The sequence below is a fragment of the Amycolatopsis sp. GM8 genome (assembly GCF_021653975.1).
GTDB lineage: Bacteria > Actinomycetota > Actinomycetes > Mycobacteriales > Pseudonocardiaceae > Amycolatopsis_E.
This window is the reverse complement of record NZ_JAJKFK010000006.1, coordinates 92,276-115,392: the sequence shown is the minus strand read 5'-3', so window position 1 is coordinate 115,392 and position 23,117 is coordinate 92,276. Positions and strand designations below refer to the sequence as shown.

At 70.4% G+C, this 23,117-nt stretch carries 23 protein-coding genes; 5 read left to right on the top strand and 18 right to left on the bottom strand.

What is annotated here, in order from left to right; translation table 11 throughout:
* Positions 1-6: 6 nt before the first annotated feature.
* Genes LOZ83_RS26900 through LOZ83_RS26875 form a run of 6 tightly spaced genes read right to left on the bottom strand, consistent with a single transcriptional unit; the run spans position 7 to position 6,440 of the window.
* A complete protein-coding gene (locus LOZ83_RS26900) occupies positions 7-822 on the bottom strand; it encodes an ABC transporter ATP-binding protein (protein ID WP_236794479.1) in 816 nt (271 codons plus the stop codon).
* Positions 819-1,676 (bottom strand): ABC transporter ATP-binding protein, encoded by an 858-nt coding sequence (locus LOZ83_RS26895; RefSeq protein ID WP_236794478.1) that lies wholly within the window; start codon positions 1,674-1,676, stop codon positions 819-821. The genes LOZ83_RS26900 and LOZ83_RS26895 overlap by 4 nt, the downstream gene beginning before the upstream one ends.
* Positions 1,673-2,545, bottom strand: coding sequence for an ABC transporter permease (locus LOZ83_RS26890; RefSeq protein ID WP_236794477.1), 873 nt, complete (start codon positions 2,543-2,545; stop codon positions 1,673-1,675). Before LOZ83_RS26890 ends, LOZ83_RS26895 begins: the two co-directional genes overlap by 4 nt.
* Positions 2,546-2,548: 3 nt before the next feature.
* Positions 2,549-3,565, bottom strand: coding sequence for an ABC transporter permease (locus tag LOZ83_RS26885; RefSeq protein ID WP_236794476.1), 1,017 nt, complete (start codon positions 3,563-3,565; stop codon positions 2,549-2,551).
* A complete protein-coding gene (locus LOZ83_RS26880; protein WP_236794475.1) occupies positions 3,555-5,075 on the bottom strand; it encodes an ABC transporter substrate-binding protein in 1,521 nt (506 codons plus the stop codon). The genes LOZ83_RS26885 and LOZ83_RS26880 overlap by 11 nt, the downstream gene beginning before the upstream one ends.
* 21 nt (positions 5,076-5,096) lie before the next feature.
* A complete protein-coding gene (locus LOZ83_RS26875) occupies positions 5,097-6,440 on the bottom strand; it encodes an LLM class flavin-dependent oxidoreductase (RefSeq protein ID WP_236794474.1) in 1,344 nt (447 codons plus the stop codon).
* 255 nt (positions 6,441-6,695) lie between these two features.
* Here LOZ83_RS26875 and LOZ83_RS26870 point away from each other — a divergent pair, with 255 nt between their 5' ends.
* Positions 6,696-7,568, top strand: coding sequence for a LysR substrate-binding domain-containing protein (locus LOZ83_RS26870; protein ID WP_236794473.1), 873 nt, complete (start codon positions 6,696-6,698; stop codon positions 7,566-7,568).
* Positions 7,569-7,764: 196 nt separating this feature from the next.
* Here the strand turns inward: LOZ83_RS26870 and LOZ83_RS26865 are convergent, their stop codons facing one another.
* Positions 7,765-10,020 (bottom strand): cation-translocating P-type ATPase, encoded by a 2,256-nt coding sequence (locus LOZ83_RS26865; RefSeq protein ID WP_236794472.1) that lies wholly within the window; start codon positions 10,018-10,020, stop codon positions 7,765-7,767.
* A gap of 125 nt (positions 10,021-10,145) precedes the next feature.
* Between LOZ83_RS26865 and LOZ83_RS26860 the strand changes: the two genes are divergently transcribed.
* Positions 10,146-11,108, top strand: a complete 963-nt coding sequence (locus LOZ83_RS26860) for a cytochrome c oxidase assembly protein (protein ID WP_236794471.1) — start codon at positions 10,146-10,148, stop codon at positions 11,106-11,108.
* Positions 11,109-11,128: 20 nt separating this feature from the next.
* Here the strand turns inward: LOZ83_RS26860 and LOZ83_RS26855 are convergent, their stop codons facing one another.
* Positions 11,129-13,060 (bottom strand): cytochrome c oxidase assembly protein, encoded by a 1,932-nt coding sequence (locus tag LOZ83_RS26855; protein WP_236794470.1) that lies wholly within the window; start codon positions 13,058-13,060, stop codon positions 11,129-11,131.
* 167 nt (positions 13,061-13,227) lie between these two features.
* Here LOZ83_RS26855 and sigC point away from each other — a divergent pair, with 167 nt between their 5' ends.
* Entirely contained in the window at positions 13,228-13,785 is a 558-nt protein-coding gene (sigC, locus tag LOZ83_RS26850) for an RNA polymerase sigma factor SigC (RefSeq protein WP_236794469.1), read from the top strand.
* A gap of 6 nt (positions 13,786-13,791) precedes the next feature.
* On the opposite strand, the gene LOZ83_RS26845 is transcribed toward sigC, so the two are convergent.
* Entirely contained in the window at positions 13,792-14,031 is a 240-nt protein-coding gene (locus tag LOZ83_RS26845; protein WP_236794468.1) for a hypothetical protein, read from the bottom strand.
* Positions 14,028-14,861, bottom strand: coding sequence for a sigma-70 family RNA polymerase sigma factor (locus LOZ83_RS26840; RefSeq protein WP_236794467.1), 834 nt, complete (start codon positions 14,859-14,861; stop codon positions 14,028-14,030). The genes LOZ83_RS26845 and LOZ83_RS26840 overlap by 4 nt, the downstream gene beginning before the upstream one ends.
* A 100-nt stretch (positions 14,862-14,961) precedes the next feature.
* Between LOZ83_RS26840 and LOZ83_RS26835 the strand changes: the two genes are divergently transcribed.
* Positions 14,962-15,675, top strand: coding sequence for a TetR/AcrR family transcriptional regulator (locus tag LOZ83_RS26835; protein ID WP_236794466.1), 714 nt, complete (start codon positions 14,962-14,964; stop codon positions 15,673-15,675).
* Between the two features lie 138 nt (positions 15,676-15,813).
* Here the strand turns inward: LOZ83_RS26835 and LOZ83_RS26830 are convergent, their stop codons facing one another.
* The 8 genes from LOZ83_RS26830 to LOZ83_RS26795 form a co-directional block, all read right to left on the bottom strand.
* Entirely contained in the window at positions 15,814-16,020 is a 207-nt protein-coding gene (locus LOZ83_RS26830; protein ID WP_236794465.1) for a hypothetical protein, read from the bottom strand.
* 260 nt (positions 16,021-16,280) lie between these two features.
* Positions 16,281-16,658 (bottom strand): hypothetical protein, encoded by a 378-nt coding sequence (locus tag LOZ83_RS26825; RefSeq protein ID WP_236794464.1) that lies wholly within the window; start codon positions 16,656-16,658, stop codon positions 16,281-16,283.
* Positions 16,659-16,669: 11 nt separating this feature from the next.
* On the bottom strand, positions 16,670-17,476 hold the full coding sequence (locus tag LOZ83_RS26820; protein WP_236794463.1) for a heavy metal-binding domain-containing protein: 807 nt from the start codon (positions 17,474-17,476) through the stop codon (positions 16,670-16,672).
* On the bottom strand, positions 17,473-18,276 hold the full coding sequence (locus LOZ83_RS26815; RefSeq protein ID WP_236794462.1) for a heavy metal-binding domain-containing protein: 804 nt from the start codon (positions 18,274-18,276) through the stop codon (positions 17,473-17,475). Before LOZ83_RS26815 ends, LOZ83_RS26820 begins: the two co-directional genes overlap by 4 nt.
* Positions 18,277-18,339: 63 nt before the next feature.
* Complete coding sequence (locus LOZ83_RS26810) at positions 18,340-18,657, bottom strand: DUF4387 domain-containing protein (RefSeq protein WP_236794461.1); 318 nt, start codon at positions 18,655-18,657, stop codon at positions 18,340-18,342.
* Positions 18,650-20,029, bottom strand: a complete 1,380-nt coding sequence (locus LOZ83_RS26805; protein WP_236794460.1) for an acyclic terpene utilization AtuA family protein — start codon at positions 20,027-20,029, stop codon at positions 18,650-18,652. Before LOZ83_RS26805 ends, LOZ83_RS26810 begins: the two co-directional genes overlap by 8 nt.
* A gap of 5 nt (positions 20,030-20,034) precedes the next feature.
* Entirely contained in the window at positions 20,035-20,997 is a 963-nt protein-coding gene (locus LOZ83_RS26800; protein WP_236794459.1) for a phosphoglycerate dehydrogenase, read from the bottom strand.
* 11 nt (positions 20,998-21,008) lie between these two features.
* Positions 21,009-22,280 (bottom strand): MFS transporter, encoded by a 1,272-nt coding sequence (locus LOZ83_RS26795; protein ID WP_236794458.1) that lies wholly within the window; start codon positions 22,278-22,280, stop codon positions 21,009-21,011.
* A gap of 109 nt (positions 22,281-22,389) precedes the next feature.
* Here LOZ83_RS26795 and LOZ83_RS26790 point away from each other — a divergent pair, with 109 nt between their 5' ends.
* Complete coding sequence (locus LOZ83_RS26790; RefSeq protein WP_236794457.1) at positions 22,390-23,109, top strand: GntR family transcriptional regulator; 720 nt, start codon at positions 22,390-22,392, stop codon at positions 23,107-23,109.
* The last annotated feature ends 8 nt before the right edge of the window (positions 23,110-23,117 follow it).

Here is a 23,117-nt window from a genome sequence, read left to right as displayed (position 1 = left end):
TTCCTTTCAGGCGGCCAGATGCGAACGCAGCGCCGCGCGCTCCGCACGGCCGGCGGAGGCCGTGCGCAGCGTCGGCGCGGAGCTGATGAGCAGGCGGGTGTAGGTGTGCCGGGGATTGGTGACGACGTCGCGCGCCGGTCCGGCCTCGACCAGTTCGCCCTGGTAGAGCACCGCGATGCGATCCGCGAGCCCGGCCACCGAGCCGAGGTCGTGCGAGATGAACACGAAGGCGACGCCCGCCGCGCGCAGGTCCTTGACGATCTCGAGGATCTGCACCCGGTTGGCCGAGTCCAGGGCACTGACCGGCTCGTCGAGGATCACCAGTTTCGGTTCGGTGACGAGCGCGCGAGCGACGGCGACCCGCTGGCGTTGCCCGCCGGACAGTTCGCCGGGCAGGCGTTCGAGCAGTTCCTCGTCGAGCCGGACCCGCGACAGGTAGCCGCGGGCCCGTCCGGCGGCGTCGGCGCGGGAGCTCCCACGCACCAGCAGTGGTTCGACGAGTGAGTCCATGATGGACAGATCAGGATCGAGGCTGCGCAAGGGATCCTGGAACACGTACTGGACCACGCCGCGGCGGCGCAGGGCCCGCCACTGCCGGTCGCGGTACCCGGTGACGTCCTCGCCGTCGACCACGATCCGGCCCGACGAGGCACGCACCAGCCCGAGCACCGCACGGGCCAGCGTGGACTTGCCAGAACCGGTCTCGCCGATGAGACCGACGATCTCGCCCGGCGAAACCGTCAGCGACGCACCGGAAAGCGCCCGGCGCCGCCGCCTTCGCCGTCCATAGTGGACATCAAGGTCACTGATCTCGAGGATCATCGCCCCGGCTCCGTCCGGTCGAGGAAGGCGTCCAGGCCGTACTGCTCGTGTTCGCCGATGAGCAGCCGCGTATAGGGGTGCTCGGCGTGGTAGAGGACCTGGCTCGTGGGGCCCTGTTCGACCACCTCGCCCTCCCGCATGACCAGCACCTCGTCGCACAACTGCGCGACCACGGCGAGGTCGTGTGACACCACCACCAGCGCGAGGCCGGTGCTCTCTCGCAGGTCCGCGAGCAGGTCGAGGATCTCCGCCTGCACCGTCACGTCGAGCGCGGTCGTCGCCTCGTCCGCGATGAGCACCCGCGGGTCCGCGGCGATCGCGGCCGCGATCAGGATCCGCTGGAGCATCCCGCCGGACAGCTCGAACGTGTACTGCGTGTAGACCAGCGCGGGGTCGCGCAGGTGCACCGCCGCGAGCAGGTCGAGCGCGCGGCGGCGGGCCTCGCGGCGCCCGAGCCGCTTCTTCACCCGGATGACCTCCGCGATCTGCGGTCCCACTGGGATCGAAGGGTTCAGATAGGACGCGGGATCCTGGAACACGGCGCTGATCGACGAGCCACGCAGCGCGGTCCACCGTGCCGGTGTGAGGGTCGCGATGTCCTGGCCGAGGATGTGCACGGTGCCACCGGAGATCGCGAAATGCTCGGGCAGGATGCCCAGTGCGGCCCGGCAGGTGATGGTCTTGCCGCTGCCCGACTCCCCCACGATGCCGACTACCTTGCCCGGGGTGAGCTCGAAACTCACCCCCCGCACGATCTCGCGGCCGTCCACCTGATTGGAGACATGGATATCGCGCACGGCGAGTACCGGGTCGGCGACATTGGTGACCGTGGGGCTTTCGGCGAGACTGGTCATGCGGCACCTCCGGTGGCGACCTGGTTGGCCCGGACCTTCCGGGCGTTGATCAGGGCCCGTCCCGCCTCGCCCGACACGTCACGGATGGCGTCGGCGAGCAGGTTGCACGCCCACACCGTGAGCATGATCAGCAACGCGGGCACGAACGGGGCCCAGGGCTGGTAGCTGAGGAAACCGAGATCGGACGCGAGCAGGCCGCCCCACGTCGGGGCCGGTGGCTGCACCCCGATCCCGAGAAAACTCAGGCTGGACACGACGATGAAGCCGATCCCGACGATGTAGGCGAGTGTCACTGTGATGGGCGGCAGCACCTTGGCCCACACGTGCCGCCGGACGATCCAGCCCAGCGAGGCACCGGAGATCAGCGCCGCCTCCACGTACTGCGATCGCGCGACCGACATCGTCGCCGCCCGGCCCACCCGGTAGAACAGCGGCGACACGAGCACGCCCGTCACGAGCATCGCCTGCGTGATCCCGTTGCCCAGCAACGCCGTCACCGCGACCGCGAACAGCAGGAACGGCAGCGCGACGAGCGTGTCGGCGAGCCGCAGCGTCAGCCATTCGAACGCCCGGCCCAGATACACCGACAGGATGCCCGGGATCGCGCCCACCACCAGCGCCGTCGCGGCGACCTCGAGCGAACCGAGGATGCTGATCCGGGAGCCCTCCAGCAACCGGCTGAACACGTCCCGGCCGAGATTGTCCGTACCCAGCAAGTGATCCGCCGACGGCCCGGCCAGCAGGTCGGTGCTCGTGGCCAGCGGATCGTGCGGCGCGAGCAGCGGCCCGAAGATCGCCAGCAACGCGATGACCGTGAGGATGACGACCGCCACCCGCCCCGAAACGAGCGCGAAGATCCCGCGTAGCACGTCTCACACTCCCCTGCGCGAGGCCGGCGCGACCCGGCCGAGGACGATGTTCACGATCAGGTTGAAGACCACCACCATCACGACCGACACCACGAGCACGCCCTGCACCTCCGGGACGTCGCCGGCCTGCGCGGCGTCATTGGCGAACCGGCCGAAGCCCTGCAGACCGAAGATCCACTCCGCGACCACTGACTGTCCTATCAGGATCGGGAACCGGAACCCGAGCGTCGCCAATGCCGGTCCGAGACCGTTGCGCAGCACGTGCCGGAAGAAGATCCGGCGAGGGCTCAGGCCGCGCACTCGAGCGCCGATCACGTAGTTCTCCCGGTACGCACTGACCAATCCGGTACGCAGCTGCCGCGCCACATCGGCCACGATGTCGACGCTCAGCGCCAGCGCCGGCAGGATGATGTGGGCCAGCCACGGGCCGGCCCCGTCCGCCACCGGCACGTAGCCCGCCGAGGGCAACCAGCCGAGCCCGACCGCGAAGATCTCCACCAGCACGATGCCGACCACGAACGCCGGCATCGTGGAGATGACGGTGACGAAACCGGTGATCGCGCGGTCGATCCACGTCGTGCGGCGCAGCGCGGCCAGGGTGCCGAGCGCGAAGCCCGCCACCACGCCGATGACCAGCGCGAGCAGCGCCACCGACAGGCTCACCCCGAGCCCGAGGCCGATCAGGGTGGCGACGTCGGCGCCGTTGGACCAGCTGGTGCCGAGGTTTCCGTGCAGCACACCGGTGAACCAGCTCCAGTACTGCGCCAGGAACGGCCGGTCCAGGCCCCACGAACTTTCGAGCTGGTGGATCGCCTCCGGTGTCGCGTCCTCGCCCAGCTGGAACCGCGCGGGGCTGAGCCCGCTCAGGCCGCGCAGCGCGAACGTCACGAAGGTGCCCACGACGAACACCGGCACGAAGATCGCGACCGAGCGCGCCAGCGTCACCAGGACCTGGCCACCGGTGCGGCGCGCCCGGGTCAGGAACACCGGGCGGGCGGAGACGAAAACCTCACCGGCCACCGATCGTCACACCCGTCCAGTCGATATGCGCCGGGTTCTTCGGCAGGTCCGAGATCGACTTGCTCTTGGCGACCAGGTTCGGCTGGGAATAGGTGAACACCAGCGCCTTGCTCTGCAGGCCCACCCTCGTGGCGGCTTGCAGCACCTGCGGGTAGTCGGGCGCGTCCAGCGGGGTCTGCCGGACCTTCGCCGCCGCGTCCTCGAAACCGGCCGGCTCGTACGGGGTGCTCAGATTGAGCGGGCCATTGGGTCCGAAGTGGGCGGTCAATGTCTGCAGCGCGGAGTCGCGGCCGGTGGTGCCGTACAACGAAAACGTCAGGTCCTTGGCGAAGAACGGGGTCGCCCAGTTCTTGTTGACCTTGATGTCGACGGTGATGCCGACGGCCGCCAGCTGGGACTGGACGATCTCCGCGGCGGGATCGGCGGTGGGGATGACGAGATCGAGCTTGATGTCCCCGGGCTTGTATCCGGCCTCGGCGAGCAGCTGCCGGGACTTCGCCGGATCGTAGGGATAGCGGTTCTTCGACTCCGGGTCGTAGGCGACGTAACCCTCCGGGAACGGCTGGTCCGTGGCCGAGCCGTAGCCGAAGGTCAGCTTGTCCACGAACTCCTGCCGGTTGGTCGCGTACCGCACGGCGTCGACGACCTTGTCATTGTTGAACGGTGCTTTGTTGATGTTCAGACTGATGTTGGACGCGTTGAAACCGGGCTGGACGAACACGTCGAGACCGGCCTTCTTCGCGGCATCGGCCTGGCTCGGCGGAATGTCCGCGAAGTTGTAGACCCCGGTCTGCAGGCTCGACACGACAGCCGACGCGTCGGGCGCGGACGTCAGCTCGACATTGTCGATGTGGATGTTCTTGGCATCCCAATAGTCGGGGTTCTTCTTGAGCACGACCTTGGTGCCCGGGATCAGCTGGGTGACGACGAACGGGCCCGCGCCGATCGGGGCCTGGTCGAGCTTCGCCGGGTCCTGCGCGGCCTTGGGGCTGGCGATCTGCAGTACCCGTTCGCCGAGCAACTGCGGGATCTGGTGGTCGACCTGGGTCAGCTGGACCACCGCGTCCAGACCGTTCGCGGTGACCGACTTGATGGACGTGAGATCGCCGAACAGTGCGGAGTTCTTCTGGCTCTTGGCCCGGTCGATGGCCGCCTTGACCGCCGCCGCGTCGACCGGTTCGCCGTCGCTGAACTTCAGTCCCGGCCGGATGTGGAAGGTCACCTGGTCGCCCGTGCTGTTGTAGTCCCAGCTCTGCGCGAGGTCGGGCACGGCGCGGCCCTGGTCGTCGGTCCGGGTCAGCGAGGCGTAGACGAGTGCCAGTTCCCGGAACTGGGCGCCGCTGCCCGAAACCACGGGATCCCAATGCGTCGGGAAATAGGAACTGGCCCATTTGAGCGTGGCGCCACCCGAAGTGGACGCCCCGCCACTACCGCAGGCGCTGAGCACCGCGGCGAGCGCCGCGACCAGGACGACCCCGAGGGCGGAGCGGATTCTGTTGCGCAGGAACATGTTCTGTCTTTCTCTGGCGGGTCAGGAAGCGGGGACGGACAGGCGCGCGGCGGTGTGGCGGTTCTCGGGGACCGGCAGGCCGAGGTTGCCGCGCAATGTGGTCGACTCGTACTCGGACCGGACCACGCCGCGCTCGCGCAGGATGGGCAGCACGCGATCGGTGAACAGCGCGAACTCGGCCGGGGCGTTGACGGTGATGTTGATGCCGTCGAAGCCGCCTTCGTCGAACCAGTACTGGATGGTGTCCGCGACGGTCTCGGGCGATCCGACGAACGGCGACCGTGCCGAGCCGGTGAGGTGCTCGACCACCTGGCGCAGGGTGAAATCGTTGTCCCGCGCGAGTTTCTTGATGGCGTTCGCCTGGGTCCGGAAGCTTCGCTGCCCCGCGTCGCCGATGTCCGGGAACGGCGCGTCCAGGTCGTGCTGGGTGAAATCGTGCCAGCCGAAGGGACGACCGAGTTCCTTGAGCGCGCGATCGAAACTCTTGGTGCCCAGCAGTGCGTCCTCTTTCGCCCTGGCCGCGTCGTCGGTGCCGGCGATGACGACGTGGATCCCGGGCAGGGTCAGCACTGTTTCCGGGTCGCGCCCCTTGGCCGCGGCCCGTTCCCGCATCTCGGTGCGGAAGGCCCGTGCCTGCGCCAGCGTCGCGGCGTGAGTGAAGATCACTTCCCCGACTGTGGCACCGAGATCGCGGCCCTCTTCGGAGTCGCCGGCCTGGAAGATGACCGGCTGTCCTTGCGGTGAACGCTCAAGATTGAGCGGGCCGACCACCGAGAAGTACTCGCCCTTGTGGTCGAGCCGGTGCTGTTTGGTGGCGTCGAAGAACACGCCGGATTCCTTGTCCCGTGGGAAGGCATCGGACTCGTAGGAATCCCACAGCCCCTGCGCGACGCGGATGTGCTCCAGCGCGCGCCCGTAGCGGGTGGCGTAGTCGTAGTGCTCGTCGCGGCTGTAGTTGCCGGCGGTGCCCGCGTCGCCGCTGGTCACCACGTTCCAGCCGGCACGGCCCGAGCTGATGTGATCCAGTGAGGACAGGCGGCGGGCCACGTTGAACGGTTCGTTGTACGAGGTCGTGATCGTGCCGACGAGGCCGATGTTGCTGGTGTGCACGGCGACCGCGGACAGCAGGGTCAGCGGTTCCAGCCGGCTCAGGTAGTGGTTCGGCGAGTTCTCGGTGATGAACTGGCTGTCGACGATGAACACGAGGTCGAACTTCGCCGCTTCCGCCTGTCGCGCACGCGCGATGTACCAGCGGATGTCCACGCTGGCGTCGGCCGGGATCCCGGGGTCGAGCCAGGTGCCGTGCTGGCCGGGTCCACCGACGCCGAGCAGGACGGCGCCCAGCTTGAGAGTGCGACGGGACATGATGATCCGTTTCTTTCCGTGCCGACGGAAGAAGTTGGGAGAAAAGGGGCGCGCTGGAGTCAGGCGGCCGGACAGATCGCGGTGCCGCAGCGGGCGTGGTCGAGCCAGCGGCGGCTTGTCAGGGACAAGCGCGTGATGCCGGCAGACCGCTTCATGTCCCTGAGCATGCAGGGTGGGCGCGAACCATGTCCAACGATGTTTCACGATGCGGATGCATTACCGTCCACGATGAATGCTCCCGTAGCTTTCCGGGGCATGGACCAGATACTGGATATCGTGCCGCTGCGCAGTTTCGTGGCAGTGGCCGATCGCGGCGGTTTCCAGCGCGCCGCGACGTATCTCCACCTCAGCCAGGCCGCCGTGAGCCAGCACACACGCAAGCTCGAAGCGGCGACCGGGCGGCGCCTGGTCGCCCGGGACGGCCGCCGGTCACGGTTCACCCCCGCCGGCGAACAGCTGCTCGGCTACGCCCGGCGGATCCTCGCCCTGCATGACGAGGCGCTCCGCAGTTTCGGCGTCGAAAACGAGGAAACGATCGTGATCGGCTCCACCGAACACGCCGCGGCGCAGCTTCTCCCCCACCTGAGCGCCACCCTCGGCACCGCACTGCCCGACCATCGCGTCCGGTACCGCCTCGATCGCGGCACCGCGCTTCGGGAAGCCCTTGCTACGGGAAGGCTCGATCTCGCACTGCTACCCGGCGCGACCGACGATCCGCGAGCGACCCCTGTCGGCGATCTCGAACTGACGTGGTACTCGGCGCCGGGATGGACACGGCCCACGGGGCCGGTGCCGCTCGTCGCCTTCGACAGCCCGTGCGCGCTCCGCACCAGCGCGCTGGAAACCCTGGCAGGCCACGGAATCCCGGCCGAGATCGGCGCCGAAGCCAACCAACTCGCCGGCGTGCACGCCGCCGCGGCCGCGGGCCTGGGCGTCGCCCTGCTCGCGACCCTCGGCCAAACCCCGGAAGGCCTCATCCCCCGCGGCGACCTTCCCCTCCCCGAGCCACTTCCGCTCACCGCCTGGCGCCGCCAAGGGCTCGACCCCTTCGTGTCCGGACACGCCATCCGATCACTCCGCGGCCTGCTCTCGGCGGACCCGGAAATCGCCATCGCACAAGGAGCCTGAGCCGTTCCGCCCGGATGCCGGAAACCGACCGGCGCTCCACATGACCTGCGGGAAATACCGGCCACCACCACACCGGCGGACACCGCGTCCGGCGGTGATCTTCAACCGGCCCGGCCTGCGGCCGAGCTGGCGCGACACGGTGTGCGTCAGGATCGACACCCTGCACCACCGGGTCAGCGACCTGCCGCACGTGGGCTCAGCCGCGCGCCCGGGCCTCGCCGGAGTGCTCGAAGTGGCGCAGCCGCAGGCTGTTGGACACCACGAACAGCGACGACAGGGCCATCGCGGCCGCCGCGATGAGCGGGTTGAGCAGGCCGGCCGCGGCCAGCGGCAGCGCGGCGATGTTGTACCCGAAGGCCCACCGCAGGTTGCCGCGGATCGTCTTGAGCGTGGCGCGAGCCAGCCGCACGGCGGCGGGCACCACGGCGAGATCCGTGCGCATCAGGATCAGGTCGCAGGCGCCCACGGCGACATCGGTCCCGGTCACCAGCGCCATCCCGAGGTCCGCGCCGGCCAGTGCGGGACCGTCGTTGACGCCGTCGCCGACCATCGCGACGGTGCGGCCGTCCGCCCGCAGCCGGGCGATCACATCCGCCTTGTCGGCAGGCAGCACCTCCGCGATCACCTCGCCGATGCCGATCTCGGCGGCCACGGCACGGGCGGTGGCCGCGTTGTCACCGGTCAGCATCACCGTGCGCAGGCCGAGTGCGTGCAACTCCGCCACGGCGTCCGCGGCACCCGGCCGGACGGTGTCGGCCAGCGCGAGCACCCCGGCGACCTCGTCGCCGATCGCCACCGCGACCGTCGTGCGGCCCCGCGCCTCCCAATCCGCGCGGGTCTGCTCGAGCGCGTCCGGGATCGCGACCCCCTCCGCCCGCATCAGCCGGACGGTGCCCACCCGCACCTCCTGCCCGCCGACACGGCCCCGCACGCCGAGACCGGACAGCGCCCGGAAATCCTCGACGTCGGCGAGCGTGCCCAGTTCCGCACGGGCCAGGTCGGCGATCGCGCGGGCCACACCGTGTTCGGACGCGTTCTCCACCGCGCCGGCGTGGCCGAGCACGGTGGCCCGGGAAACCCCGTCCGCGACCTGGATCCCGGCCACCGCCATCCGGCCGGTGGTCACGGTTCCGGTCTTGTCCAGCACGACCGTGTCGATGGCGCGCGCCGATTCCAGCGCCTGATGTCCCTTGATGAACACGCCCAGCTGGGCGCCGCGGCCGGAGGCGACCAGCAGCGCGGTGGGCGTGGCCAGGCCCAGCGCGCACGGGCAGGCGATGATCAGCACGGCCAGCCCGCAGCTGACGGCCCGCTCGACCGGGACACCGCCGAGCAGCCAGCCGCCCAGGGTCGCCACCGCCAGCGCGATCACGACCGGCACGAACACCCCGGCGATCCGGTCCGCCAGCCGCTGCACCGCCGCCTTGTCGCTCTGCGCCCGTTCCACCAGGCGCACCAGCTGGGCCAGCTGCGTGTCCGCACCGACCTTCTCCGCCCGCACCACCAGCCGCCCGCCGAGCGCGACCGTGCCGCCGACCACCGCGTCACCGGCCATGACCTCGACCGGCACGGACTCTCCGGTCATGGCGCTGGTGTCCACCGCGCACGCGCCCGACACCACGACACCGTCCGTGGCCACCGTGTCGCCGGGCCGGACCACGAACCGGTCACCGACCCGCAGCCGCGCGATCGGCACCCGGTGCTCGGCGCCGTCGTCGCCGAGCACCACGACATCGCGGGCGCCCATCTCGGCCAGTGCGCGCAACGCGGTGCCCGCGGTGTGCTTCGCGCGCGCCTCGAACATCCGCCCGGCCAGCACGAAGATCGTCACGCCCGCGGCGACATCGAGGTAGCTCGATCCGGCGGGCTGCAGGATCAGCCCCCACACGCCCTGCGCGTGCGCGCCGCCACTACGGCCGAACATCGTGTAGATCGACCAGCCCGCGGCGGCGATGATGCCCAGCGACACGAGGGTGTCCATCGAACCGGTGCCGTGCCGGGCCGCGCGCAGCGCCTTCGCGTGGAATGGCCAGGCGCACCACGTCACGACCGGCAGCGTCAGTGCGAGCAGAACCCATTGCCAGCCCGGGAAACGCAGCGAAGGCACGAGCGCGAGGGTGATCGACAGATCGGCCAGCGGCACCCCGGCCAGCAGGGCGACCACGAGCCGCCGCCACAGCGAGCGGAGCCGGTCCCGCCCGTCCGCGCGGTCGCCGCGCTCGATCTCGCGCGCGGTGTAGCCCGCGCCCTCGACCTGCGCGATCAGCCGTGCCATCGGAACCGGTGCGGTCAGCGTCACAGTGGCGTGTTCGGTGGCGTAGTTCACGGTGGCCGCGACGCCGTCGAGCTTGTTCAGCTTGCGTTCGACCCGCGCCGCGCAGGCGGCACACGTCATCCCGCCGATCGCGAGCTCGACCGGTTCCGTGGTACGGCTGGGCAGCACTTCGGTCATGACCGGATCAACTTCTTCTTTCGTGCGCGTTCCCGGCGGCCGCGGGCGGCCTGCTCGTTCGCCAGTATCACCCGGTGCCACAATGAGGGTTCAGCGGCCCCTTTCGAGATCGAGTGTGAGAACCGATGCGTCCTCCCCTGACGTGGCACGCCGCGGTGACGGACTGGGACATGCCCGTCGTCGTGGCGATCCTGTTGCTGGCGGCGGCGATTCTCTACATCATGGGCCTGGTCCGGGTGCGGGATTGGCGGCGCCGGGACACCCTCTGGTTCGCCCTGGGCCTGGTGATTTGCGCGATCGCCACCGGCGGCAGTGTGAACGCGTACAGCACCACGTTGTTCGCCGTCCACATGGCACAGCACCTGCTGCTCATCATGGTCGCGCCGACGCTGCTGATCCTCGGCCGCCCACTGGAGTTGCTGCGCCGGGCGTGCGGGCCGCGATCGCGCGCCGCACTGGGCAAGATCGCGCGAAGCCGGGTCGTCGCGGTGCTCACCCACCCGGTCTTCGCGTTCGTGTACTACGCCGTAGTGGTCGCCGGCACGCACCTCACCCCGTTCCAGCAGAGCGCGGCGACGATCCCGTGGCTGCACGGTGTGGAGGAACTGCTCTACCTCAGCAGCGGTTACCTTCTCCTGCTGCCGATCGTGGCCGCGGAACCCGCCGGCCGCCGGCTCGCCCCGCTGCTGCGCCTGATCGTGCTGCTGGCCGGCATGGTGGTGGACACCGTGGTCGGGGTGACCCTGCTGATCACGCCGCGCGCCCCGTTCCCCGCCTACATCGTCCCGGACCGCGGCTGGGGGCCGGACGCGGTGACGGATCTGCACTGGGGCGGGGCGATGATGTGGGTCGGCGGTGACCTGCTGATGGCCGCGCTGGCGATCATCGTCATCACCGCCTGGGTCTCCTCGTCCGCCGAGGGCAGTGATCTCGGTTCCTGGCTGGAATCGGCGCGCCGGTCGGCGTTGAGCGGGGCTGTGGGCGCGCTCGACGAGGACGTGAACGTCGACGAGGACGAGGAAGCCCTGCGCGCCTACAACGCCATGCTCGCCAGAATGGCCCAGCCCCGGGACCGCGAACATCCCTGAGCGGCGTCCGTCCATTGTGGTCAGCCGGATTCCGCCCGCACTGTCCGCGCCAGCTGTTCGTAGTCCGCGAAGCCGCTTCCGTCGTCACGCGCCCAGCGGGCGAGCAATGCGCCCAGCGCCACCAGCAGCGTCAACTCCCCCAGCACCAACGCGATCAGCCCGGCGGCACGCTGGTCCGCGGCCAAGTCCGGCACCCACGGCAGGGCCAGCGCCTGGTACAGGTTCGACGACGCCGGCCCGTTGCCCACGATCCGGTCGCCGCCGATGAGGATGGCCCCGAAGAGGATGTCGGCGGGCATCGCGGCCAGCAGCACGCCGAGCCGGGCGATGGCGGGCAGCGGACGGGGCGCCGGATCCTCCCCGGCGACGACCCAGAAGAACAGGTAGCCCACGGCGAGGAACCACACGTTGATCAGCAGGTGACCCCAGTGGAACCGCACCAGCGCGTCGAACAGTCCGGTGAAGTACAGCAGGAACGGGGACCCGGCGAAGAGCACCAGCGCGACCGCCGGATGGGTCAGCACCCGCACCAATCTCGTGCCGGCCAGCCGCCGGGTCACCTCGGCGAACCCGGGCAGGCCAGCCGGGGCGGCCCGCGCCAGCAGGCTCAGCGGGGCGCCCTGCACCAGCAAGGCCGGGGCCAGCATGGACACCAGCATGTGACTCGCCTGATGGACGCTGAACATGGCAGCGGCGTACCGGCCGATCCCCGAGCAGGTGGCCAGCACCAGCACGGCACAACCCGCGATCCACGCGGCGGTCCGGGTGCGGGGCCAGTCACCGCCGAGCCGACGCACCGCGATCAGGTACCCCACCAGCAGGAGCAGCGCCAGCGGACCGAAGAACAGGTCCGGCCGCCAGTCGCCGAGCAGGCGCAGCACTGTCGGCGGCCCGGCGAGGTCGTAGCCCAGCAAGGTCCGCGTGGTGCTGAGGACCTTGCCGAGGAAACCCGGCAAGGGCAAATGGCTCAACCCCACCGAAAACCCGACGACCGCCGACAGCAGCGTCACCTCGGCCGCGGCGAACGCCAGCACGCCACGCCGGTCCCCGGGCCGGGTCGCCAACTTGCGCGCGGCCCGGCGGGCCAGCAGCCGCCCGGCGATCCCGGCGGCGACCGCGAGCACCATCTTGGTCACCAGTGCCAGGCCATAGGCGGTAGTGAACAGGTCCGCCGCCGGGACGAGGACGCCACCCAGGACCAGGCCGGACAGGGCCAGCACGACCCAGCACCACAAGGCGGCCCGGTCGTAGCGCCGCACCAGCGACGCGAGGTCACCGGACGGACGCCGGGCCTGGCGCAGCACCGCGAGCAGCAGGCCGAACCAGATCATCGCGGCCGGCACGTGCACCACGATCGCCGCGAGTGACAGGTCATGGCCCGTGTCCGACGAACCGTGTGCGGTGACCAACGGCGGCAACGCGGCGAAGACGGACACCCCGCACCACAGGGCGGCAGGCGCCCAGCGCAACGTCATCCTGGCCCCGGCCGCGACCAGCAGCGCGAGCAAAGCCGTGCACAGCCAGGCTTTCGGCTGTTCCAGCGCGCCGAGCAGGCCCGGCAGGTTCGCCAGCACCACCGGCAGCGGCAGCCCGCCCGTGTCGGCGGCGCTGAACGGCACCAGCAGCACGGCGGAGACCGCCCACACCCCGGCGGCCACCGCCGCCCACCGCACTTCGCCATAGCCGGCGCCGGTCAGCTTTCCCTCGCGGGGCCGCGTGCACGTGACGACGAACACCAGCGCGCCCACACAGACCGTTCCCGACAAGTCCGCCAGCAGCCGCAAAACCGGCGCGCCGACCGACACCAGCAGGCCTGGATCGCCGTTGCCGACCTGGGTATAGGGAGTCCCGCCGGCCAGCGCGGCCAGCAGCACGACCACCCCCAGTGCGACCGCCGCGCCGCCGGCCAGCCACTGCGGCACGGACCGGGTCCAGCCGCTGTCCCGGTGCATTCGTCCGTCCTCTCTCCACGCCGCGACGGATCCTCTCACCCGGACCGCGAGGTCCCGAGCCGGACCGGCGAACGCCACGCACCGGAAATTTCTTCATGATCCGCGGGAACTCGCACCCCGTCTCGTCCGACTGGTGGTGGAGACGTTGCCGTATCACGAGGATTCCCGTGCGCATTGAACGCGAAGACGACGACCGGGTCACCGCGCTGGCCATCGCCGCCGGTCGCGGAGACCGGCGTGCCCTCGCGGATTGGGTGCGCGCGACGCAGGCCGATGTGTGGCGCCTGCTCGCCCATCTCGCCGACCCCGATCGCGCCGACGACTTCACCCAGGAAACCTATCTGCGCGCGTTCGGCAGCCTGCCGCGCTTCGCCGGCCGGTCGTCTTCACGGACCTGGCTGCTGTCCATTGCCCGCCGGGTGCTCATCGACCACATCCGCGCCGCCGGGTCACGGCCACGGCTGGTCTCGCGCGGCGAGTGGGACCAGGTCGACCAGCCGCGGCACGGGGCCGGGTTCGAGGACGTCGTCGAACTCCAACTACTGCTGGCCGACCTGGACCCCGCGCGACGCGAAACGCTTGTGCTCACCCAGGTTCTGGGACTGTCCTATCAGGAGGCCGCGCAGGTCTGCGGCTGTCCCGTCGGCACCATCCGGTCCCGTGTGGCCCGCGCCAGAGAAGACCTCCTGGCCGCGGGGGAACTTCGTGATGACAGCGCGCTCTGAGCGGCTTCAGTCCTTGCCGGCGTCGGTGCCCGGGTCGAACCAGCCGGTCTCGCCGTGCGCGCCGCCGCCCGGTGGTGTGGCGGGGGCCAGCACCGTGCTGACGGCTTCCTCATACAGTGCGGCGATCGTGGTGAGTGCTTCTTGGGCCCGCTCGGTGAGCCACCCGTCGTCGCTCTCCGGCGGCTTGTCCTGGTCGGTGTTCGCGGCCGCCGGCGTGTTGCCGGCAGGCTGGTCGGTGACACTCATCTGTCTGCTCCCTCCAGCACCGTGGATCGTCTCCCACTCCACGTCCGGCCATCCTGTCCCCGCGATCGCGCCCCGGGATCACCCAGCACGGGCGAGCACAGCCCGCCGTTGGCGTCCAGGACCCCGGCGGCGACCGTGCGGCAGTCGGCACAACCGGCGAGATGGCTGGTGATCACACCGGCCCGGCGCGCGGGTAACGCGCCCCGGATCCAGGCCCCCAGCTGCAACCGGGGCGCCCGGCAGTCGAGCGCACGGGCATCCGGGACCTGGGCCTGCAGGTACGCCTGGCGCAGTCCCTCGCGCGCCCGCACGGCGAGCGAGGCGACCGCGTTGGGCGAGATCCCGAGCCGTGACGCCAACTCCGCCGGCACGCGGCGTTCCACTTCGGCATGCCACAGCACCGTCCGCCACCGTGGCGGCAGGCCGCTGAACGCGACCGACGCCAGCCCGGCGTCGCAGTGTCGCAGCGCGACGTCGTCGGGCCGAGCGACCACGGCATCACGGACATCGTCTTCGCCCGGTGCTGTCCCGTAGAGCTCGACCCGCCGCTCCCGCCGCCACCGGTCGTTCGCCACATGGCGCATCGTCACCAGCAGATACGGCAACAGGTTCTCTTTCGGGCCCCCACCCCCGCGCAGCGCCGCCAGCACCCGGGCGAACGCCTCCGCGACCAGTTCCTGCTGCTCCACACCCCCGCCGGCCCACCGCCACGCGAGCCGGCCGGCCGCCTCGGCGTGCCGCCGGAACAACTCGGCGAACGCCTCCTGATCACCCCCGCGAACAGCCTCCAATAACACCGAATCCCCGGTGTCGCGCACAGCATGCGTCATCGCGTCGGCCTCCGTCTCCCCATCACGACCGAACTGACTGGGCAGCAATGTATCAGGTACATCGCAGTACCACTAATGGGTCGACCACTAAACTATGGGTATGCCCCCACCGCCGCCCACCCCGCGCGACGGCCGGGCCGAACGCTGGGCCGGGCAACGGGAACGCCGCCGCCGCGACTTCGTCGACGCCGCACTGCGCGCGATCACCCGGCACGGGCCCGACGTGTCCACCGAGCAGATCGCCGCCGAAGCCGGCGTGGCCCGCACCCGGCTCTACCGGCATTTCGCCGACGCCACCGACCTGCACCAGGCCATCGCCAGCCACGCGGTGAACCTGGTGACCACCGAACTGGCGCAGTTGTGGAACCTGCGCGGCACGCCGATGCAGATGATCCGGACGGCGATCGACGCCCACATCACGTGGCTGTCGGCCAACCGCCACCTCTACCGCTACCTGAGCATGCACTCACTCACCAGCACTGCCGGCGGCCGCAGCGCCGCGGCCGATGTCAAGACCACCATCGGGCGCTACCTCACCGACCTGTTCGAACAGTTCAATAAGGCCTTCGAAATGGACACCCGCGCGGCCGAACCGCTCGCGTTCGCGCTCGTCGGCCTCGTGGACTCCAGCACCACACAATGGCTCGAGCATCCCGGCGACCTCGACCACCCGGAGTTCTCCGCACTCCTGACCCGGTGGGTGTGGCGCCTGCTGGCGGAAACCCTGCTCACGAACGGCCTGACGCTCGACCCCGATGCCCCACTGGCCCTGCCCGAAGTCCCCTTCCCCGGACCGCCCCCACAGAACACGTAAAGACTGCTCACCTCCGCGGGGCCATGAGGTAGAACTTGGCCGCGTGCCCGCCATCACGGTCGATCTTCGCGACCACGGTGACGGTGATCGGTGGCGGGATCGCGCCGGCGTCGCGAAGTTCCCGGGCCAGGGCGGCCTTCAGGCGATCCGGGACATCGGATGCACCCGGACGGTTCCGCCGCCCCGGGCCGGCAGGGTGACGATGTCGCCGCTGCGACCATCCACTGTGGACAGCCGGTGGAACGGCCAGCCGGCCGGGCCGGGGCCGGGTGTGAGGGTGACCGAGTCGGACAGTTCGTACCGGATCAGCGGCTGCACGCGGTTGACCACGTTGGTGATCAGCACCTTGTACCCGGCGACTCCGGGGGGCGACGGGCCGGCCGGCCACGTCGGCCACCTCGACGAGCACCAGGTCTTCCCACAGGTTCAGGCAGCGGTTCACCGCGCAGGTCATCGAAAAGCTCGAAGGCGTCGACGATCCGGCCGAGCGGCTGGACCTCGGCCTGAAACCTTCGCCGCGGCCCATCCGATCTGGTTCCCGAGGGCCGGCGATCAGTGAAATCATCGACCTGCTCCGCCCGGCCTGACCACCGCGCCCGCGGCACTCAGCCGCCCAGGAGCCGGGCCAGCGCGTCCCGGGCGGTGGCGTTGCGCTCCGCCAGCCGGGTGAGTTCCTCCGCGAGTGTGCCCAGCCACTCGTCGACGCCGACGGCGCGCCGGCTGATCACGACACCGTGCACGACCTGCCGGATCTCGGCGGTCACACCGCCCCGCCGGGCCGAGCGCAGCTCCAGTTCCCGCCCGGCCGCCAGCACCCGCACGGCGACGGGCTCACCGTCACCGCGCAGCCGCCGACGGCGCTCCACCTCGACCATGCCCTCGGGCAGCGCCTGCCCGAGGGTGTCCGACAGGATCCGCGCGTAGGACTCGACGTCGGTCCGGTCCGCCCGCAACGCCGCCGCGAGCAGGTGCACTTCCAGCATGTCGCCCGCCATCAGTCGGTCAGCGGCAGCACGAGCTGCGGTTTGTCGATGACGTGATCCGGGCGCAACGGCCGGACCGCGGTCCCGATCGCGAAGAACTCCGTGGTGTGACCACCCCAGCGGTGCGGCAGCGACAGCAGCTGCACGCCCACGATCCCTTCCGCCGCAAGCTGTTCCGCCTCGGTCTGCATCCGGCTCATCGCCAGCTCACGAGCGTCGTAGAGGGCTTCGGTGAACTGCGGGATCTCCACGTTCTGGCCGATGTTGCCCAGCGCCTGCCACACCCGCTGGTGCGCGATGTGGTAGACGCACGAGCCCATCACCATGCCCAGCGGCGCGTACCCGGCCTGCACCAGCGTCCAGAAGTCCTGCCCCGACAGGTCGGAGGTGAACGGCTTGCCCCGGTTGTCGCGCCACTGGCCCGGTTCCTCGGCCTTCACCGCCGTCCCCACAGCGATGAACTCGGCGAGGTCCGTGCCGAACTCCTTGAAGTCGATTTCCAGCCGCACGGCCACGATCCCGTCCGCGCCGAGCAGGTCGGCCTCGGCCTCCATCCGGTCCATGGCGAGCTCGCGGGCGTGGTACATGGCGGCGGAAAGCGTGGTCAGTTCCTGGTTCCGGCCCCACCGGCGCAGCTGGAAGCCGACGTGGTAGATGCTCGAACCCAGGACCAGCCCCAATGGCCGGAATCCGGCTTCGCGCACCAGCAGGAACTCGTTGACACTGAGGTCCGAGGTGAACAGCTCGGTCGACTCGCCGGGCCGCATCTCGGCCAGCCGCCGCCGCGCGTCCTCGGGCAGCCCGTCGGTCTGGGTCATTTCCTCCCCTTCAACGGCATGATCGTGAGTGCCCCGGCCGGGCCGGCCGGTGCGGTACGAACGATCGCGGTGCCGAAGGTGTCCGCGCGCACCCCGGCGCCGCTGTCCTCGATGCGCATCGTCTCGACCGACATCGACGAGACGATGCCCCCGTGCGCGTGGATGCCGCGCAGCTGCTGCGCGAAATCGTCACGGACGGCCGAGCGCGCCTGGTTCACCATCGTCGTGAGCGAGTCCACCTCGCCGTTGCCGGCAAGGACCGAGGTCTGCTGCCGGAACGAGTAGTCGCGGTAGAAACCGCCCATGGCGACCGCGGCGATCACGTCGATCGGGGTCCAGCCACCAGAGCGGAGCTTGGCGACGTCCGCACCCGGCAGCGTCGTGGCGAACGGCCGCCCGCGGTGCCGCCCCGAGCGGTCACGGACCGCGGTGCCCAGCGCGACGACCTCCTCGACCAGGTCGTCCATCGGCCGGCGGGTCAGCCGGATCCCCACGACGCCGTCGGCGCCGAGCAGGCCGGCCTCCTCACGTAACCGGCTCAGCGCCTTGTCCCAGCCCTCCCGCCACGCCCGGACATAGGGCCGGTAATCCACATTGAAGGTCAGCGGTGTGAGCACCAGCGGCGGCAGCCGCTGCTGGACGACACATCCCATCGCCTCGCCCACGGGATCCAATCCGGCGCTCTCCACCGCGACGGCCGCCGGCACCGAAAGGAGCGAAGTGTGCAGGTTCGACCGTTTCGCCCGCGCTATCCGGTCCGCGGCAATGGGGGGCAACCCCCGCCCATCCCAACCGGCCACGCGCGTGTCCTTCCGTCCTCACCATCTTGGCACGAGGAGCCGGTTCGAAGGACAGGAAAGCGATCAGGTCCTGATCGGCAGGCGCGCGAGCGGCACGTGGTGCTGGCCGGCGTGCATGTCGCGGTCCCGCAGCGAGCCCTGGCTGATCGGGCGGGGGAAGGAGATCTTCACGACATTGAGCGACGGGATCCGGAAGATCTGGACCGTGCTCTCCTCGACCCGGTAGAGCTCCGCGATCACGTGCTCGTTCAGCAGCGACTCGTCCGCGGCGATCCGGTAGCCCTCGGCGTCGCGCAGGAACAGTTCCATCGTGACCCAGAACGGGCCGGCGTTCTTGGACCGGACCTCGTACGCGAGGTCCGCGAGGGTCGTCTCAGACACGGGTCTCCCCCATCTCGGTGCGGAACAGGCTGGTGGGGACATCACAGTCGACGACGTGGTTCAGCACGAACTCGTACGCCGCGCCGCGCTCGACCTCGGCCGGTGAGGACGGGAACGCGAGGCTCGGCAGGTAGTCCATCTTCGGGGTCGGCAGGTGCAGCATCAGCGGGTTGGCGACCTTCGCGACGGCCGTGGCGGTCGCCTGGTCGAGCGCGTTGACGAGCAGCATCACGCCGACCTCGCGGGGCGGCCCGGTCTCGGGTTCCAGCTCGTTCAGCACGGCGTTGTGGCCGTAGAGGCGAAGATCGAAGGCGTACTCGTCGTCCGCCAGCCCCAGTGTCTGACGCACCCGATCGGTGATCACCGTGCGCATCAGGTCCGCCCAGGCATCGATATCGGCGAGGATGAGCGGGTCCCGGATCGCCGTGAAGGACATGGTCTCGTAGCCGGTGATCCGGGCGCCCTCCAGCTTGATCGTGTACTGGTCGGCGATGTGGAACCGCGACCCCTCGACCCGGACGATCCGGTCGTCGACGGCGACGTACCGCGCGTCGCGGACGTCGAGGGTGCCGTCAGGCTCCCGCATCTCGAACGGGTTCGCGGTCTCGTAGAGCATGTGCGCGGCCACCGTGACCGGCGTGCACGCCGCCGCGGGGTCGAGTGGTTCGATGGTGAAGCCGTCGGCGTCGATGGTGGCCAGGACGCCGCCCGCCCGCGGGTTGCTGGTGCACTGGCCGCCGCATTCGATGATCTTCGCGGCGTGCCAGGTGGGTCCGGCCGGCATCCCTTTCATGAGCGGGTAAGCGGCCGCCACCGCCGTGTCGGTCGCGCGTCCGGCGAGCACCACCTGGGCACCGGAGCGGAGCGCCTCGACGATCGGTTCGTGCCCCATCGCGCCGACGATGTGAGTGCAGCTTTCGAGCGTCTCGGCCCGCAGCTCCCCCAGCGGCGGCAACGGGTGGACCCGGCCGGCGTCGAGGTGCTCCTTCAATTCGGCCGCGTTCTGCTCGCTGTAGATCTTCGCGACTTTCAGGTCCAGGCCCTCTTCGGCCATCACCTCGGCGGCGATCCCGGCGACCCAGTCGACCCCGCTGTCGGTCCCGCTCGTGCCGCAGGAACCCACGATCACGGGAATGCCCGCACCGGCGGCGGCCGTCAGCAGGCTGCGCAGGTCACGGGCCACCGCCTTGGCCGTCGTCTTGGGGGTCGCGGCGCCGAGGTAATAGGGACCGGAGTCGGTCGACCCGGCGTCGATGCTGATCACGTCGGCGCCCAGGGCGATTCCGCGCTCGACCGTCGCGTGCTCCCAGCCCGCGCCGAGCATGCCGCTGGGCGCCAGGACGCGGACGGACTTCACCGGTTCGGTGTCCATGTTCCTCATTTCTCTCCGTGTTCGGCGTTCACCACGAACCGGGCCCGGCCTTCGAGCGCGGCGACCAGTTCCGCGGCCCCTTCGCGGCCCGCGGCGGCTCGTGCCTCGGCCGTCTGCCCGGCCATGTGGGAGTAGACGACGATGCCGTCCACGGTGCGCAGCGGGCTGCCGGGCGGGAGCGGCTCGGTCCCGACGACGTCGAGCGCGGCGCCCGCGATCTCCCCGGTCCGCACGGCCGCGACGAGCGCGTCCTCGTCGACGATCGGGCCGCGGGCGGTGTTGACCAGCAGGGCCGTCGGCTTCATCTGCTTGAACTCGACTTCGCCCAGCAGGCCCCGGGTCCGTTCGGTGAGCGAGGTGTGCACCGAGACGTAGTCCGCCACGGCCAGCAACTCGGGCAGCTCCACGAACCGCACCTCGGGGTCGCTCCGCAGCCGCGCGGGCACCGAAGTGGTACAGACCACCCGAAGGCCGAAGGCGCGGGCGAGCGGCACCACCGCCCGCGCCGAGGCGCCGTACCCGATCAGGCCGAGGGTCGACCCGCGCAGTTCGTGCCCGTCCTCGCGTGGCCATTTCCCTTGTGCGACACCGGAAGCGGACTGCACGAGCCGGCGCGCCCCGGCGAGCAGCAGGCCGAGCGTGTACTCGGCCACCGCGTTGGCGTTGATACCGGGCAGGTTGCTCACGCTGATCCCCAGCCGGGCCGCGGCGGCGACGTCGATCGAGTCGTACCCGACGCCGGTCCGCACGATCACCCGGAGTTTCGGCGCGCGGGCGAGCACATCGGCGGTCAGCGGTTCGTTGGCCACCAAGGCGGCGTCGATCCCGTCCAGCGCCGCGACGAGCTGTTCGGGATCACGCCGGCAGACCATGGGCGAGTACACGGTCTCCAGCCCCGCATTCCGCAGGAACCGGTCGACCTCGTCGCCGGCGCGCAGGTAGTCGGCGGTGATCAGGACTCGGGGCATCTGTTCCTCACTCACAATTGGCGGCCGTCGGTCCGGCGCCGCTGCAACATGGCGACGCGGGCGACCGCCAGCACTGCCACGACCGTCACGGCCCCCACGTCGAGCAGCATGAAGCGCCAGCCCGTCCCGTCGACCATGGCGCCGACCAGCGCCGGGCCGACGAAGCCGCCGCCGGCCCAGCCGACCGTGTAGAGGCCGGTGTAGGTGCCCAGCAGGCGGGAGGAGGGGGCGAGGTTCCAGAGCACGACCGCCATGTTGACCATGAACGCCGACGCGCCCGCGGCCGCCACGCAGAAGGCGACGATGGCGCCGGTAGGGGTCTGCACGACGGTGCCGAGCACCATCGCGGCCGCGAACACCACCATCCCCACCAGGATCACCCGCAGCCGGCCGAAATGTTCGGCGAGCCTCGCCACCGGGTAGGCGGCCACGATGAAGGCCACCCCGCTGGGCAGCGTCAGGCCGCCCGCGTCGCCGCGCGACATGCCCAGGGTTTCGATCCCGTAGTTCGTGACGAGCGAGCGCGAGGCGAACCACGCGCTCCCGAAGGCGAGGATGGACACGATCACCAGCAGCCTGCTGCGGTCGCTGTCCCGCACGAGATCGAGCAGAACGCGGCGCATCGGGATGCGGGGCGACGCCTCACCGTGCCCCTCACGGTCCTCCTCGACCGCCGCCTGGTAGGCCGGGGACCGGCTGTCCCGCACCTTCACGACGAGCACGGCCACGGACACCAGCATCAGGACCGAAGGGATCACGAACGACAGATTCGGGTAGTCGTCGATCAGGAAGATGCTGATCAGCGCCGAGACGATGACGGTGATGCTGGAGGCGATCTTGACCACGGCGTTCGCCCGGCTCCGCCGGTCGGCGGCGATGAAGTCCGGGAGCAGGGACTCGGCGATCGGCTTGAACGAGTTCGCGACCAGCGCGTAGCTGAACAGCACCAGGATCAGCAGCGGCAGCGAGCCCGCGGCGTGCGGGATGGCGATGAACAGCAGCGCCGCCACCGGCATGCCGACCGCGAGATAGGGGATGCGCCGGCCCCACGACGTCCGGGTGTTGTCCGAGCGGTGGCCCATCCACGGCTGGATGAAGATGCCGAACAGGTTGTCCATGCCCATCAGCAGGCCGATCAGCGCCGCGCTGCCGATGTGCTCCCGCAGCAGCGGCGGAACCTGCGCGTCGTAGAGGTTCCACGTCGACTCCTGGGCGAAGACCGCCAGTGCCACGAAGAACGTGATCCGCCCCGTTCGCGTGCGCTGCGATGTCGTCGTCGTCATCTCGGCACCGTCCCTTCACCGTCGTCGTGGCGACCATCACAGTACTTTTGCTATAGCAAGAAGGTCAACTATGGCAAACAACTTTCCTATGGCAGATATTGTTGAGTCCATGTCGAACGACACGCTGGCCGACCGCGCCTATCGCGCCATCCGAGACGCGGTCACCACCGGTGAACTGCGCCCAGGGCAGAAGGTCACCGAGCGCGGGCTGGCCGAGCGGTTGTCGGTCAGCCCGACGCCCGTCCGCGAGGCGATCCGGCGGCTTGAGCAGGACGGCCTGCTCGAACGCACCGGCCCGCGGACCGTCAAGGTCACGTCGTTCGGGGACATCGCGGTCCAGGACCTCGCCGAGGTCGAGGTGGCGCTGCGCGGGATGGTGGCCCGCTTCGCCGCCCGGCACGCGAGCCCGGCGCAACTGGACCAGCTCGACGCCATCCTCGACGACGCCGACGACCTGCTGATCGTCGTCAAGCAACGCCACCAGGCCGGGCAGGACGTGTCGCGCTATCTGAGCCGGCTCCTCGATGCCATGCAACGGTTCAACGACGTCGTCGAGTCGTGCGCCGGCAATCCGGTGCTCGTGCGCTTGCTCGACCAGACCCGGGTGTTCTCCTGGTCGGAGCGGCGGTCCAGGCTGATCGAGCGGATCAACCAGGACGACACGTTCGGCCTGGACCGGTACGCAAGCCATCGCGCGCTCGTGCGCGCGCTGCGGGTACGCGACTCGGCGGCGGCCGAGGCGATCGTGATCGAGGACGCCCGTGGCGGGCTCGGGGACCTGCTCGCCGGGGCCACGAAGCCGGCGACGTCGGCCCCGATGGCCCGTTGACCTCGGGC